Annotated in this window: 13 protein-coding genes; 7 read left to right on the top strand and 6 right to left on the bottom strand. The window is 70.7% G+C overall.

The window, feature by feature from the left end; genetic code table 11:
• Window positions 1-27: 27 nt before the first annotated feature.
• Window positions 28-1,467, bottom strand: a complete 1,440-nt coding sequence (locus tag ACWEQO_RS13275; protein ID WP_361453122.1) for a gamma-aminobutyraldehyde dehydrogenase — start codon at window positions 1,465-1,467, stop codon at window positions 28-30.
• Between the two features lie 181 nt (window positions 1,468-1,648).
• Here ACWEQO_RS13275 and ACWEQO_RS13270 point away from each other — a divergent pair, with 181 nt between their 5' ends.
• The 6 genes from ACWEQO_RS13270 (at window position 1,649) to ACWEQO_RS13245 (ending at window position 7,403) form a co-directional block, all read left to right on the top strand.
• Window positions 1,649-2,167 (top strand): Lrp/AsnC family transcriptional regulator, encoded by a 519-nt coding sequence (locus ACWEQO_RS13270; RefSeq protein ID WP_361453119.1) that lies wholly within the window; start codon window positions 1,649-1,651, stop codon window positions 2,165-2,167.
• Window positions 2,164-3,552, top strand: coding sequence for an aspartate aminotransferase family protein (locus ACWEQO_RS13265; protein WP_452982239.1), 1,389 nt, complete (start codon window positions 2,164-2,166; stop codon window positions 3,550-3,552). Before ACWEQO_RS13270 ends, ACWEQO_RS13265 begins: the two co-directional genes overlap by 4 nt.
• A 286-nt stretch (window positions 3,553-3,838) precedes the next feature.
• Window positions 3,839-4,588 (top strand): ABC transporter ATP-binding protein, encoded by a 750-nt coding sequence (locus ACWEQO_RS13260; RefSeq protein ID WP_361453113.1) that lies wholly within the window; start codon window positions 3,839-3,841, stop codon window positions 4,586-4,588.
• On the top strand, window positions 4,570-5,949 hold the full coding sequence (locus tag ACWEQO_RS13255; protein WP_452982236.1) for a hypothetical protein: 1,380 nt from the start codon (window positions 4,570-4,572) through the stop codon (window positions 5,947-5,949). The genes ACWEQO_RS13260 and ACWEQO_RS13255 overlap by 19 nt, the downstream gene beginning before the upstream one ends.
• Before the next feature lie 109 nt (window positions 5,950-6,058).
• Window positions 6,059-6,466: a VOC family protein gene (locus tag ACWEQO_RS13250; RefSeq protein ID WP_452982233.1), complete on the top strand. Its 408-nt coding sequence runs from the start codon at window positions 6,059-6,061 to the stop codon at window positions 6,464-6,466.
• 241 nt (window positions 6,467-6,707) lie between these two features.
• Window positions 6,708-7,403, top strand: a complete 696-nt coding sequence (locus tag ACWEQO_RS13245; protein ID WP_361453104.1) for an LAETG motif-containing sortase-dependent surface protein — start codon at window positions 6,708-6,710, stop codon at window positions 7,401-7,403.
• A 126-nt stretch (window positions 7,404-7,529) separates the two neighbouring features.
• Here ACWEQO_RS13245 and ACWEQO_RS13240 read toward each other — a convergent pair whose 3' ends face one another.
• The 4 genes from ACWEQO_RS13240 to rlmN all read right to left on the bottom strand — a co-directional run bounded on the left by ACWEQO_RS13240 (window position 7,530) and on the right by rlmN (window position 12,673).
• Window positions 7,530-8,549 (bottom strand): ABC transporter ATP-binding protein, encoded by a 1,020-nt coding sequence (locus ACWEQO_RS13240; RefSeq protein WP_361453101.1) that lies wholly within the window; start codon window positions 8,547-8,549, stop codon window positions 7,530-7,532.
• Complete coding sequence (locus tag ACWEQO_RS13235) at window positions 8,550-10,241, bottom strand: ABC transporter permease (protein WP_452982228.1); 1,692 nt, start codon at window positions 10,239-10,241, stop codon at window positions 8,550-8,552.
• Window positions 10,217-11,311 (bottom strand): thiamine ABC transporter substrate-binding protein, encoded by a 1,095-nt coding sequence (locus ACWEQO_RS13230; protein ID WP_452982225.1) that lies wholly within the window; start codon window positions 11,309-11,311, stop codon window positions 10,217-10,219. The genes ACWEQO_RS13235 and ACWEQO_RS13230 overlap by 25 nt, the downstream gene beginning before the upstream one ends.
• Window positions 11,312-11,566: 255 nt before the next feature.
• A complete protein-coding gene (gene rlmN / locus ACWEQO_RS13225) occupies window positions 11,567-12,673 on the bottom strand; it encodes a 23S rRNA (adenine(2503)-C(2))-methyltransferase RlmN (protein ID WP_361453092.1) in 1,107 nt (368 codons plus the stop codon).
• A 617-nt stretch (window positions 12,674-13,290) separates the two neighbouring features.
• On the opposite strand from rlmN, the gene ACWEQO_RS13220 reads away from it, so the two are divergent.
• Window positions 13,291-14,358, top strand: coding sequence for a PP2C family protein-serine/threonine phosphatase (locus ACWEQO_RS13220; RefSeq protein WP_361453089.1), 1,068 nt, complete (start codon window positions 13,291-13,293; stop codon window positions 14,356-14,358).
• A 296-nt stretch (window positions 14,359-14,654) separates the two neighbouring features.
• Here ACWEQO_RS13220 and ACWEQO_RS13215 read toward each other — a convergent pair whose 3' ends face one another.
• Window positions 14,655-14,894 carry a hypothetical protein gene (locus ACWEQO_RS13215; RefSeq protein ID WP_361453086.1) on the bottom strand — a complete coding sequence of 80 codons (240 nt, stop codon included), beginning with the start codon at window positions 14,892-14,894 and terminating at the stop codon, window positions 14,655-14,657.
• Window positions 14,895-14,973 lie beyond the last annotated feature (79 nt).

Raw genomic sequence — 14,973 nt, 5'->3', positions numbered from 1 at the left:
GTCCCTCCGGCTCCCCCCGGCGGAGCGTTACGCGTCCAGCGACGTCATCACGTGCTTGATCCGCGTGTAGTCCTCGAAGCCGTACCCCGACAGGTCCTTGCCGTAGCCCGACTTCTTGAAGCCGCCGTGCGGCATCTCCGCGACCAGCGGGATGTGGGTGTTGATCCACACGCAGCCGAAGTCGAGTTTCTTGGACATGCGCATCGCGCGGGAGTGGTCCTTGGTCCACACCGAGGAGGCCAGCGCGTACTCGACGCCGTTGGCGTACTCGACGGCCTGGTCCTCGTCGGCGAAGGTCTGGACGGTGATGACCGGGCCGAAGACCTCCTTCTGGATGATCTCGTCGTCCTGCCTCAGGCCCGAGACGACGGTCGGCGCGTAGAAGAAGCCCTGGTCGCCGACGCGCTTGCCACCGGCCTCCACACGCGCGTGCGCGGGCAGCCGCTCGATGAAGCCCTCGACCTGCTTGAGCTGGTGGGGGTTGTTGAGCGGGCCGAACAGGACGTCCTCGTCGTCGGGCAGGCCGGTCTTGGTGTCGGCCGCCGCCTTGGCGAGCGCGGAGACGAACTCGTCGTGGATCGACTCGTGGACGAGGACGCGGGTGGCGGCCGTGCAGTCCTGGCCGGCGTTGAAGAAGCCCGCGACGGAGATGTCCTCGACGGCCTTGGCGATGTCGGTGTCCTCGAAGACCACCACCGGGGCCTTGCCGCCCAGCTCCAGGTGGACGCGCTTGAGGTCCTTGGACGCGGCCTCGGCGACCTGCATGCCGGCGCGCACCGAACCGGTGATGGACGCCATCGCCGGGGTCTCGTGCTCGACCATCATGCGGCCGGTGTCGCGGTCGCCGCAGATGACGTTGAAGACGCCCCTGGGCAGGACCGAGCCGAGGATCTCGGCGAGCAGGACGGTGGAGGCCGGCGTGGTGTCGGACGGCTTCAGGACGACCGTGTTGCCCGCCGCGATCGCCGGGGCGAACTTCCACACGGCCATCATCATCGGGTAGTTCCAGGGGGCGACCTGGGCGCAGACGCCGACCGGTTCGCGGCGCACGATGGAGGTCAGGCCCTCCATGTACTCGCCGGCCGAGCGCCCCTCCAGCATCCGCGCCGCACCCGCGAAGAAGCGGATCTGGTCGACCATCGGCGGGATCTCCTCGGTGCGGGTCAGCCCGATGGGCTTGCCCGTGTTCTCCACCTCGGCCGCGATCAGTTCCTCGGCGCGCTCCTCGAAGGCGTCCGCGACCTTCAGCAGGGCCTTCTGCCGCTCGGCCGGCGTGGTGTCGCGCCAGCCGGGGAAGGCCTCGGCGGCAGCCTCCATCGCGGCGTCCACATCCGCCTGCCCGGACAGCGGCGCGGTCGCGTACGCCTCACCGGTCACGGGGTTGACCACCTCGGTGGTCCGTCCGTCGGCGGCGTCACGGAACTCACCGCCGATGTAGTTGCGCAGACGACGCAGCTCGGTACTCACTGCAGGCCCTCCTGGTGCTCCTCGTGGGTGTCCGAGGTGTCCAACCTCTGAGACACCCACCCTAGACGGGCCGCTGATGTTTTCAACACCCCCACCCGTCCCACTCCTGCGAAATCCGCAAACCAAAACCCTTGAGACGACGGATTTCATCGAATACGCCTTGCGAAACGGCCGATACGTCATGCACAGTGACCGTATGGCCGGTCGAAGCGCAGAACCGAGGGACTCCCGCGAGTCCAAGAACGGCGGCGGTCCCCACCTGGACGCCGTCTCCCTCGCCATCATCGAGCAGCTCCAGGAGGACGGCCGACGGCCGTACGCCGCGATCGGCAAGGCCGTCGGCCTGTCGGAGGCGGCCGTGCGCCAGCGCGTCCAGAAACTGCTTGACCAGGGTGTGATGCAGATCGTCGCCGTCACGGACCCGCTCACCGTGGGCTTCCGCCGGCAGGCGATGGTCGGCGTCAACGTCGAGGGGGACGTGGAGTCCGTCGCCGACGCGCTGAGCGCCATGGACGAGTGCGAGTACGTGGTGATGACCGCGGGCTCCTTCGACCTCATGGTCGAGATCGTCTGCGAGGACGACGACCACCTCCTGGAGGTCATCAACCGGCGCATCAGGGCCGTGCCCGGTGTCCGCTCCACCGAGAGCTTCGTCTACCTCAAGCTCAAGAAGCAGACCTACATGTGGGGAACCCGATGACCGTGAGCACCGACAGCCCCCAGGATCCCGACGGCCTCAGCAGGTCCGCGTACGACCACCTGTGGATGCACTTCACCCGCATGTCCTCGTACGAGGACTCCCCCGTCCCCACCATCGTCCGCGGCGAGGGCACCCACATCTACGACGACAAGGGCAAGCGGTACCTCGACGGTCTCGCCGGCCTGTTCGTGGTCCAGGCGGGACACGGCCGCGTCGAACTCGCCGAGACCGCCTTCAAGCAGGCACAGGAGCTGTCCTTCTTCCCCGTCTGGTCCTACGCCCACCCCAAGGCCGTGGAGCTGGCCGAGCGGCTCGCCGACGCGGCCCCGGGCGACCTGAACAAGGTCTTCTTCACCACGGGCGGCGGTGAGGCGGTGGAGACCGCCTGGAAGCTCGCCAAGCAGTACTTCAAGCTGACCGGAAAGCCGACCAAGTACAAGGTCGTTTCCCGCGCGGTGGCCTACCACGGCACCCCCCAAGGAGCCCTGTCGATCACCGGACTGCCGGCTCTGAAGGCGCCGTTCGAGCCGCTGGTGCCGGGCGCGCACAAGGTGCCGAACACCAACATCTACCGGGCGCCGGTCCACGGCGACGACCCGGAGGCGTTCGGCCGCTGGGCCGCCGACCAGATCGAGCAGCAGATCCTCTTCGAGGGCCCGGACACGGTCGCCGCGGTCTTCCTGGAGCCGGTGCAGAACGCGGGCGGCTGCTTCCCGCCACCGCCCGGCTACTTCCAGCGGGTCCGGGAGATCTGCGACCGGTACGACGTGCTGCTCGTCTCCGACGAGGTCATCTGCGCCTTCGGCCGCCTGGGCACGACGTTCGCCTGCGACAAGTTCGGCTACGTCCCGGACATGATCACCTGCGCCAAGGGCATGACCTCGGGCTACTCGCCGATCGGCGCGTGCATCGTCTCGGACCGCCTCGCCGAGCCGTTCTACCGGGGCGACAACGTCTTCCTGCACGGCTACACCTTCGGCGGCCACCCCGTCTCGGCCGCGGTGGGCGTGGCCAACCTCGACCTGTTCGCGCGCGAGGGCCTCAACCAGCACGTCCTGGACCACGAGGGCGCCTTCCGCTCGACGCTGGAGAAGCTGTACGACCTGCCGATCGTCGGCGACGTCCGCGGCAACGGCTTCTTCTACGGCATCGAGCTGGTCAAGGACAAGCACACCAAGGAGACCTTCGACAGCGAGGAGACCGAGCGCGTCCTGTACGGCTTCCTGTCCAAGAAGCTGTACGAGAACGGCCTGTACTGCCGTGCCGACGACCGCGGCGACCCGGTCGTCCAGCTCGCCCCGCCGTTGATCTCCGACCAGGAGACCTTCGACGAGATCGAGCAGATCCTGCGCGCCACGCTGTCGGAGGCATGGACGAAGCTGTGATCCACCGCCACGATCCACCGCCGCGATCCGCGCTGTGATCCGCGCCGCGATCCGCGCCGCGATCCGCGCTGTGATCCGCGCTGTGATCTTCGGCTGGGATGATCAATTACGGCCCCGGTGCCGCCCGTTCGAGTGAGAAACGGCGTTCCGGGGCCGCGTGCTGTCCGGCCTCCCGCCGCGTCCTGCCTAGCGTGCCCAGTGACCGATCGGCCTTGCCCTCGATCCCCGCACGGGGGGATTCCACAGATCTCGCACGGCATTTCTGATCCGAACCGAGGTGTACGCCATGGTGGCCCCACCGGACAACGACGTGCTCTGGGCACGCGCCCTGCACTTCCGGCACAAGGACGGTTCCCCCGGGCTGAGCGGGATCTCGCTCGGCGTCGGGGAGGGCGAGATCCTCGCCGTCGGGGGCCCTCGCGGCAGTGGAAAAACGACCCTGCTGCGGTGTCTCTCCGGACTGCTGCCCGTGCGCAGCGGCGAGGTCTGGTTCAACAGCGTGCCCGTGCACACGATGAACCCCGCGACCCGCGAGCGGCTGCGCCGGGAACGCTTCGGCTGGATCGATCCCGCACCGGTGCTCGTCCCCGAGCTGAACGTCTGGGAGAACACCGCCCTCCCCCTGATGCTGCGCGGCACCGCCCGGCGCCGGGCCAAGTCGACGGCCATGGAGTGGCTCAAGCGCCTCGACGTCGGCGACCAGGCCCGCAAGCGCCCCGCGGACCTGGTGCACGCGGAGCGCCAGCGGGTCTGCATCGCCCGCGCCCTCGCCCCGGCCCCCACGGTGCTGTTCGCCGACGAGCCGACCGCGCCGTTGCACCGCACCGACCGCCGGCACGTTCTGCGCACGCTCACCACGGCGGCCCGTTCGCACGGCATCACGGTGCTCCTCGCGACCTCCGACTCGGACATCGCGGCCCTCGCCGACCGCACCGTCTCGCTGCTCGACGGGCGCCAGGTGCGCACCGTGCATCTGCCTCCGGTCTCCGAGACCGTCGGGACGAAGGGCCGGGCCACGTGCTCGCTCTCCGTCTGACCCGAGGCGCCCGTCCCGCCGTGTGGCTGCGCCGCCTTCTGGTCGCCGCCGCCTCCGCGGGCACGGGCTTTCTGCTCCTGTGCGCTCTCGGCCACGCGCTCGGCCACCCGGACACGCCGTCCGCCTCGCTGCTCCGGCTGGCCTGGTGCGCGGCCCCGCTGGCGGCCACGGTGTACCTCGCCGTCGCGGTGGCCCGGACCGACCCGGCGACCAGACCCCGGCCCGGGCTCTCGGCGATCGGCCTCGGCCCCGTCCGGCTGATGGCCGTCTCCGTGACGACCACGGTCCTGGCCTGCAGCCTGGGATCGCTGGTCGCCCTCCTCGTCTTCCTCCAGCTGCGCGGCGACCTCACCTCGATGCCCTTCACCGGGGCCGCCGAGTCCCTGGCCACGGGCAGGCCCCTGCCGGTCCCGGCGGCCCTGACGCTGCTGGCGCTGCTGCCGGTGAGCGCGTCGGCGGCGGTGGCCTGGGCGCTGTGCTCACGCGAGCAGGCCACGGGCGCGTCCCCCGCGGGGCGGGCGTACGGCCGCTTCGGGGCGTACCGGAGCACCGCGGAGCGGGAGACGTTCGGGGCGTACGGACGCTTCGGCCGGCACCTGGCGGCGGCGTCCCCAGACCGCCGGGGGCCGGCCGACGGCCCCCGGCGACCGGAACCGGAGGCCGTCCCGGAGGAGGTGCGGGCGCCGGCGCAGGGGCCGGACGGCACGGACGACGGCCCCGCGCCGGCCGCCGGGGAGTCGGCCGCCGTCCCGGCCGACGCCCGCTCGGCGCCGTCCGGTCTGCCCTGGGGCATCGCCGCACTGGCCGCGGGACTGGCCGCGGGACTGGCCGTGGAGACCTACGCGAGCCGTGGCGGTGCCGCCGCCTCCCCCGGGGACCGGCCCGGGGCCCTGGCCGCACTGGCGCTGACCGTCGTCGGCCTCACCCTGATCGGCCCCGGTCTCACCCATCTGTGCGGCCGTCTGCTGCAGTCGGTGCGCCCGGGCGCCCTGCGGCTGCTGGCCGGCCGGGTCCTCATGACGGAGGCCACCCGGATCGGCCGTCCGCTGGGTGTGGTCTGCGCCGTGCTGTCGGCCATGTACGCCATGGGCCGGCACTACTACGCCGACGGTCTGTCGGCTGAGCCGCTCACCCTGCTCGGGGTGCTGGTGGTGACGGGGTGCACCGTGGCGACCCTGCTGACGGCCGCCGTCGAGGCCAAGCAGGCGCACGCCGGTACCACGGCCGCGCTGCTGTGTCTGGGCGCTCCCGCCTCGACCCCGCGCCGGGCCGCGGCCCTCAGGGCGGGCGCGCTCCTCGCCCTGTTCGGGCCGCTGACCGTGACCGTGGCCGGGTTGTCGGCGCTGCCCCTGTCCGTCTGAGGGGCGGGAGAACCCGAAGGGGTTCTCCCGCCGGGCGATGAGCTCCGGGCCGGACCCCGGTCCACCCCTCGCACGCCACGGAACCCGGCACCCCGGGGAGAGACCTGGCATGTACCAGCAGATGATCTTCGTGAACCCGGCCGTCGACGACCTCGACGCCTCGAAGGAGTTCTTCACGGAACTCGGTTACTCGGTCAACGCGCGATCCGGCGAAGAGAACACCGCCTCCGTCGTGATCGACGACACCATCGTGGCGATGCTGCACACCGGGCAGCGCTACGCGGAGTTCACGAAGAAGGAGATCGCCGACTCCGCGAGGAGCAGCGAGGTGCTGCCGGCCCTGAGCTCCGAGAGCCGCGAGAAGGTCGACGAACTGGTCGAGAGGGCCGCCGCGGCGGGCGGCTCGGTCAGCGGCGAGACCCAGGACCAGGGCTCCATGTACGGCCGCGTCTTCGACGACCCGGACGGCCACACCTGGGAGATCGTTCGGATGGACCCGCCCTCCGTGGAGGGCTGAGGCGGCTTCGGGAGCGTCGAAACGCCCGGGTGGGCAATGAATGGGCAAAGCCCTGCCCTGCCGTCGGCATATGCGTTGACACTACTTATGCGCCGCTTATAGACCTGGGATCCTCACGGGAGGGCTGATGTTCCGTCACCTCTCCCTCAACCCCCCGCATTTGAGTATCCCGTAAAGGACAAACGTGGCAGTTCTGTCCGTATCACGCCGTACGGCCCCGCGCCGTACCGTCGCACGTACCGTGCGCGCCCTCGGTGTCGTCTCCGCGTCGGCCGCGCTCACCGTCGGTCTCGCAGGCAGCGCGGCCGCCTGCGACATCAAGGATTTCTCGGCCGAGGCCAAGTGCGTCGGCGACAACGGTGTCATCACCGTCACCGACGTGGACCCGGCCGGCGTTCCCGCCACCGTCACCGTGTTCCTGGAGAACAACGGCGCCGACGAGAGGAAGGTCGGCGAGCAGGTGGTCAAGGGCTCCCGCAAGGGCGTCACCATCACCTTCGAGGAGGACTGGAAGCCCAACGCCGAGTACCGGGTCCACGTCAAGGCCGCGCCCTACGTGGACGAGGACATCACACCGAACCTGACCACCCCGGCCGCGGCCTGCAAGGGGGAGGAGGGGAGCCCGGCTCCGGAGACCCCGGATGCCGAGGAGCCCACGCCGTCAGCCTCCGCCTCGACCCCGGTCGAGGACTCCGAGGGACCCGAGGAGCCCGGTACGCCGAATCCGTCGGAGGCGGCGTCCGAGTCCGAGGGCGCTGCCCCGGCGGACACCTCGGACAACGCTCCGTCGCCCGCCGTCGGTGACTCGAACCTCGCCGAGACCGGCGCGGACTCCAACACCGTTCTGATCGCCGGTGTCGCGGTGGCCCTGGTCGCCGTCGGTGGCGGCGCGGTCTTCCTCGGCATGCGCCGCCGCGGGACGAGCAAGGACAACTGACGGGCGAGGACAGCTGACGGGCTAGGACGGCTGACGCCCCACGCACAGCAGGACGGCCCTCCCCCCAGCCTCCGTCTGGGGGGACCCCCACCCGCCGGGGGCGGGCCGTCGCGCGTCCGCCGCGGGTCAGTCCAGTACGACGACCTCGGCCGCGTCGAACTCCACTCCGACCTCGTCCCCGACCTCCGGTGCCGCCCGGAGCGCGCAGGCGGCCTCCAGCCGGGGCGCCTCCTCGGGCTGGAGACGGACCGCGACATGGGTGCCCCGGAAGGTGCGCGCGGTCACCGTGCAGCGCAGGCCCGTCTCGGCCGGGACCAGCCGGACCCCGGTGGGCCGGACGAGCAGGGTCCGCGTGCCCTGCGGGGAGTCCGCCGGCACCGGGACCTTGCCCCAGGGCGTCACCGCGACGTCCGCGCCGACCGTCGCCCCGACCACGTTCTCGAAGCCCAGGAAGCGGGCCACGAACGCGTCGGCCGGACGCTGCCACACCTCGAGGGGCGTACCGGACTGGGCGATCCGTCCGTCCCGCATCACCACGACCCGGTCGGCCAGCGCGAACGCCTCGCCCTGGTCGTGCGTCACGGCGAGCACGGTGGTGCCCAACCGGCCGAACAGCTCACGCAGTTCGACGACCAGCCGCTCCCTGAGCGTCCGGTCGAGCTGGCCGAGCGGTTCGTCGAGCATCAGCAGCCTCGGGCTGGGCGCCAGCGCGCGGGCCAGGGCGACCCGTTGCTGCTCTCCGCCGGAGAGCGCCGCCACCGCCCGCCCGGCCGCTCCGGGCAGTCCGACGAGGTCCAGCAACTCCTTCACGCGGTCGGCCTGTTCGGCCCGGGACGTGCCGCGCATCCGCAGCCCGAAGGCCACGTTGCCGCCCACGTCCCGCTGCGGGAACAGCTGGTGGTCCTGGAACATCAGCCCGACCCCGCGCCGGTGCGCGGGCACGTCCGCCTGGTCGCGTCCGGCGAGCGAGATCCGCCCCGCGTCAAGGGGCTGCAGCCCGGCCACCGCCCGCAGCAGCGTGGACTTGCCGCTGCCGCTGGGCCCCAGCACGCACACGATCTCGTGCTCGGCGACCTGCAGGTCGACGGCGTCCAGCACCGCCCGTCCGCCGAAGCGGACGGTGGCGGCCTCGAGGCTCAACAGCATCTAGAACTCCCCGGATCGGTCGGTCCGCAGCCGCTCCAGCGCCAGCAGCGCCACCGCGCACACGATCATCAGAATCGTCGACAGGGCCATCGCCTGGCCGTAGTTGAGGTCCCCCGGCCGGCCGAGCAGCCGCGCCACGGCCACCGGCAGGGTCGGATGGTCCGGCCGCGCGATGAACACCGTCGCGCCGAACTCGCCCAGCGACACCGCGAAGGCGAACCCGGCCGCGATGAGCATCGCCCGCCGCACCATCGGCAGGTCCACCTCGCGCCAGGCCCGCCACGGCGACGCCCCGAGCACCGCCGCCGCCTCCCGCAGCCGCGCGTCCACGGCCCGCAGCACGGGCAGCATGGTCCGTACGACGAAGGGGACACCGACCAGCGCCTGGGCGAGCGGCACCAGGAGCCAGGAGGACCTCAGGTCCAGTGGCGGCTCGTCGAGAGCGATCAGGAACCCGAAGCCGACGGTCACGGCGGACACCCCGAGCGGCAGCATCAGCAGGGCGTCGAAGCCGCGCACCAGCCGTCCCGCGTCCCGCCGGGTGAGCGCGACGGACGCCAGGGAGCCGATCACCACGGCGATGACGGTGGCCGCGGCCGCGTACTGCAGGGAGTTGCCGACCGCCTCGATCGGCGCGACCAGGAACACTCCCCCGTCGTCCCGGGTCAGCGCCCGGTAGTAGCCGGCCCCGACGTCACCGAAGGAGCGTTCCACCAGCACCGCGAGGGGCAGGAGCAGCAGCACGGCGACGGTGGCGACGACCCCGGCGAGCAGCGCCCACTGCCCGGCGCCGCGCGGCCGGCGTGCGGTCGTGGAGGCGTCCACCAGGCGCAGCGCGGTCTCCCGCCGCCGTACGGTCCAGGCGTGCAGGGCGAGGATCGCGCCCACCGCGGCGAACTGGATCATCGTCAGGACGGCGGCGGTGGACAGGTCGAAGATCTCCGAGGTCTGCCGGTAGATCTCCACTTCGAGGGTGGCGAAGGTGGGCCCGCCGAGGATCTGCACCACGCCGAAGGAGGTGAAGGTGAACAGGAAGACCATCAGCGCCGCGGCGGCCACGGCGGGCGCGAGCGCGGGCAGGGTGACGGTCCGCCAGGCCGTGAACCGGGAGGCGCCGAGCATCCGCGCGGCCTCCTCCTGCCGCGGGTCGAGCTGCCCCCACAGCCCGCCCACGGTCCGTACGACGACGGCGTAGTTGAAGAAGACGTGCGCGAGCAGGATCGCCCACACGGTGGTGTCCAGCCGGACGCCCCACAGCTCGTCGAGGAGGCCGCCGCGCCCGACGAGCGCCATGAACGCCGTACCGACGACGACCGTCGGCAGCACGAAGGGAACGGTGACCACCGCCCGCAGCAGGTGTCTGCCGGGGAAGTCGAAGCGGGCGAGGACGTACGCGCCGGGCAGGGCGGTCAGCAGGGTGAGGGCGGTGGAGACCAGCGCCTGCCAGGTGGTGAACCACAGCACCTGACGGACGTCGGACTGCGCCAGTACGTCCCCGATCCGCCCGAGCTGCCAGACCCCGTCGGCCTTCAGGCCGCGCGCGACGATCGCGGTGACGGGGTAGGCGAAGAAGACGGCGAAGAACGCGACGGGCACGGCCATCAGGCCGAGCCGCGCCGCGGTCCCGCGGTGGCGGGCGGCGGCGCGGCGTGCCCCGGCTCCCCGGGCTACTTCAGTACGAGCGAGGTCCACGACTTGACCCACTGGTCGCGGTGTTCGGCTATCTTCGCCGGTTCCATGGTCTCCGGGTCCTTCGCCCGCGGCCCGAACTCCGCGAACTCCTCGGGCACCTGAGCGTCCTCGCGCACCGGGTAGACGAACATGTTGAGCGGCATGTCCTGCTGGAACTCCTTGGTGAGCAGGAAGTCGAGGAGCGCCTTGCCGCCCTCGGGGTTCTTCGCGTTGCTGAGCAGCCCCGCGTACTCGACCTGGCGGAAGCAGGTGCCCTCGGCCACCCCGGTGGGCGCGGTCTTCGGCCTGGGGTCGGCGTAGATCACCTCGGCGGGCGGCGAGGAGGCGTAGGACACCACCAGCGGCCGGTCCGCCTTCGCCGCCCTGCCGCCGGCGGAACCGGAGAACTCCTCGTTGTAGGCCTGCTCCCAGCCGTCGACCACCTTCACGCCGTTGGCCTTGAGCTTCTTCCAGTAGTCCTGCCACCCCTCGTCCCCGTACTTCGCGGCGGTGCCGAGGAGGAAGCCGAGGCCGGGCGAGGAGGTGGAGGCGTTCTCGGTGACGAGGAGGTTCTTGTACTCGGGCTCGACCAGGTCGTCGAAGGTCTGCGGCGGGGTCAGGTCGCGCTCGCTGAACCACTTCTTGTCGTAGTTGACGCAGACGTCGCCGGTGTCGACCGGAGTGACCCGGTGCTTGTCCCCGTCGGCGCGGAGCTCCGGCAGTACCGTCTCGGAGCCCTTCGCCTCGTACGGCTGGAACAGCCCGTTGTCCAGGGCGCGGGAGAGCAGGGTGTTGTCGACGCCGAAGAAGACATCTCCCTGGGGGTTGTCCTTGGTCAGGATCGCCTTGTTCACGGCCGATCCGGTGTCGCCGTCCTCGAGGACCTTGACCTTGTAGCCGGACTCCTTCTCGAAGGCGGCGATGACGTCCTTCGACGCGGCCCACGAGTTGTGGCTGACGAGGGTCACGGTTCTGGACCCGCCGGAGCCGGAGCCGGACCCCTGGGGGTCGCCGTCGGACGAGCCGCAGGCGGACAGGGTGACCAGGCCCAGCCCGACGGCCAGGATCGTGACCTTCTTGGTGATGCTCACCGGATTCACCGGATTCCTCCTGGGGGTGACCAGGAAGAGACGCAGCCCCGTCCGGGACCCCCTCACGGGGCCCCGGGCAGGGCACAACAGCTCGAGTGATGACCGATCTCCCTACCCAGAATGACCTGGGCGAGGTTCGGAGGGTCTGCGGCCGTTGCCGCACTCTCAGCGCTGTGGCGCTCCCCTGTCGGAATATGAACGTATGTTTACCCGTATGAAGTTGTTGTTCTCGTAACGTCTCCTACGTCGGCCAGGCTACCTCTCGGTCGCGGCGAGCTGGCCACAGGCCCCGTCGATCTCCTGCCCGCGGGTGTCCCGGACCGTCACCGGCACCCCGTGCGCGGCGATCGCTTCCACGAACGCCTTCTCGTCCTCGGGCCGCGAGGCGGTCCACCGGGAACCGGGCGTCGGGTTGAGCGGGATGAGGTTGACGTGCACGGGCCTGCCCTTCAGCAGCCGCCCGAGCCGGTCGCCGCGCCACGCCTGGTCGTTGATGTCCCGGATCAGCGCGTACTCGATGGACAGCCGCCGTCCCGACTTGGCCGCGTACTCGAAACCGGCGTCGAGGACCTCGCGCACCTTCCACCGCGTGTTCACCGGGACGAGGGTGTCGCGCAGTTCGTCGTCGGGCGCGTGCAGGGAGATGGCCAGGCGGCACTTGAAGCCCTCGTCGGAGAACCGGTTGATCGCCGGCACCAGCCCGACGGTCGAGACGGTGATCCCGCGCTGCGACAGCCCGAGCCCGTCGGGCTCCGGGTCGGTCAGACGGCGGATCGAACCCACCACCCGGTTGTAGTTGGCGAGCGGCTCGCCCATCCCCATGAAGACGATGTTGCTCAGCCGCGCCGGTCCGCCGGGGACCTCGCCGTCCCGCAGCGCCCGCATGCCGTCCACGATCTGGTGCACGATCTCCGCGGTGGACAGGTTCCGGTCGAGCCCGGCCTGGCCGGTCGCGCAGAAGGGGCAGTTCATGCCGCAGCCCGCCTGCGAGCTGATGCACATCGTCACCCGGTCCGGGTACCGCATGAGCACCGACTCGACGAGGGTTCCGTCGAACAGCTTCCACAGCGTCTTGCGGGTGGTGCCCTGGTCGGTCGACAGGTGCCGGACGACCGTCATCAGCTCGGGGAGCAGCGCCTCCTGGAGCTTGGCGCGGGAACCGGCGGGGATGTCGGTCCACTGCTCCGGGTCGTGCGCGTACCGCGCGAAGTAGTGCTGCGAGAGCTGCTTGGCGCGGAACGGCTTCTCACCGGCCGCTGCGACCGCCTCCTTGCGCTCGGCGGGCGTGAGGTCGGCAAGGTGCCGCGGCGGCTTCTTGGCTCCGCGCGGCGCGACAAAGGTGAGTTCTCCGGGCTTAGGCATGGCGGTACCAGTGTCGCAGATCCAAACGGGTGACCTGCGGCCGTCGCCCGCCACCACTGTCATCGGTAGTCGTCATCGGTGGCCGATGAGTGGCCTCGGACGGCCCAGAGACGGCCCGGGGGGTGTCGCGGTGTGCCCTTCGATGCGAACTACCGGTGCCACAGTGACTGAGGTCTTCTCGCCCGGCCGGCCGCCTGGAGTCACCAGCGGGCGCCCCGGTCCGCCTACAGCTACGGTGGTTGCTGTACTCCGCCGCTGTACAGCAACCACGACGTACCGACCGCTGCACTGTAAGCCTGGTGGTGATCTACGAGGTGTCTTCGCCGGTCACCCGGCCTGCTACCTGGGTACGGCCGAAACTTGGCCCCGCTGCTTCTGGACGCCCACGTCGACCGTGACCGACCGCTTGGTCTGTCACACATGTGGCACGCGGGCCGTGATCGCCGCCCAAGGACTCTGTCACCGGCGAACGGGCCTCAGCGGTGGCCTCGGACCAGGACGTGCCGGAAACTGGAGCCCAGAACGGTACGGGACGAGCGAGGACCAGATGGATGGAGCGGTACCGGCACAAGCGCGCCCCCAGGAGAAGGCGGTGGTCCCGGTGCCTGCCTGCCGCCGTGCTCCTCACCGCGGTCGTCGTTGACTTCGCCTGGCCGGAAGTCAACACCTTTCCCCTCCTGGCGGCTGTCTCCGTGATCGCGGCACCGATGCTCTCTCTGGCCTGGACGATCGCCAGTGGTGTCGCGGCCTGCCTGGTCGGGCTGCTCCTGACCTTTCTCGAAAGCAAGGAGCTTTTCACCCGCGCGGATCTCATCGGGCTCTCGACCATCGCCATCCTGACCATCGTCGCGGCGTTCCTCAACCGGATGTTCGCGCGCGAACGGGAACAGCTGAGAACGTCCCGCCAGGTGGCCGAGTCCGTCCAGCGCGCGGTGCTGCCGGCCGTGCCCGACCGCGTCCAGGGGCTGGCCGTCGCCGCCCGGTACCGGGCTGCCCAGGAAGAGGCTCTGATCGGCGGCGACCTCTATGCGCTCTACGACACCCCCTACGGCCTCCGCACGCTGATCGGCGACGTCCGCGGCAAAGGCATGCGGGCGGTCACCCTGGCCAACACCCTGCTGGGCTCCTTCCACGCGGCGGCCCTCCAGCTGCCGGACCTGCCCGCCATCGTCCGCAGCGTGGAAGTGCAACTGCAGGACGTCAAGAGCCACCGGGACGATACGACGTACGAGGACTTCGTCACCGCCGTTGTCGTCGAGGTCTCCCCCGACCATTCCGTGCTGCGCATGGCGAACCGGGGCCATCCGGCGCCGCTGATGGTCCACGAGGGCAAGGTGACTCTCCTGGAGCCGGAGGAGCCGTCACTGCCGCTGGGCCTGGGCGACCTGGCCGGGCCCGAGGTCCCGGTGGACCGGTTCGAGTGGCCCTCCGGCGCCACGCTCGTGATGTTCACCGACGGCATCGTCGAAGCCCGCGACCGGAACGGCGTCTTCTTCGACCCCGTCCCCCCGCTGACCGGCCCCCTCCCCCCGAACCCCGGGGCCGTACTGGACGCCATGCTCGCCGCTCTGTTCCGGCACACCATCGAGCTCGGAGACGATGCCGCGGCCCTCGCGATCACACGTGTCCCGGTCGGCAGCGTGGGACGAGACCCCTCCGTCGCACCGCAGGCCGGTGGATCGTAGAAACGACGGCAGCGAAGTCTCGATGTCGGGTTCTGGTGACACCAAGACTCCGCGACATCAGCCGGACGGCCGTAGCCCGATTTCCCCCTTCGGGGAGTCGCCGCCAGGGGATCGGATTACTCAATGGTCCCAGTCGAGCGCTGCCGCGTGACTCCGAGAGCACCAGTTCGGAAGACCGCGTATGCGGATGGTCGCTGACCTGGCAAGTCGCTGACCTGCTCGTTCCTTGCCGAGTCCCCGTGGTTTACCGTGCTGCCCCCTCGGGTGCTGCTGTATCGGGCACGCGGCAGGCACGCTCAGTCGTCGGACTGTTGATCTTCCTGGCTTCGGGGAAGGGTCAGCGAGATGGACCACACAGCGGCCAGCATGCCGAAGCCGTGAGGCAAACCGTCCCACGGCTGCGGCAGCGACTTCTGGAGCCATGTGGTCGCCGCGCAGATGAGCACGAGTACCAGGATCAGCAGAGGGCGCCGGACGACGTGCCTGACCATCGCGAGGAACGATGCGCCGAACTGCGTCAGTCTCCCTGGCTTCATGTCCGGAACCGTAGCGCCGCTTCCTCTCACCTTCACCACGTACACCAGCCCACCACTCACCCCGGCTCCCATCCCGTCC

The sequence above is a fragment of the Streptomyces sp. NPDC004051 genome (assembly GCF_053604275.1).
Note: the sequence above shows the minus strand (reverse complement) of the source record. Positions and strands in the feature narration are given on the sequence as shown.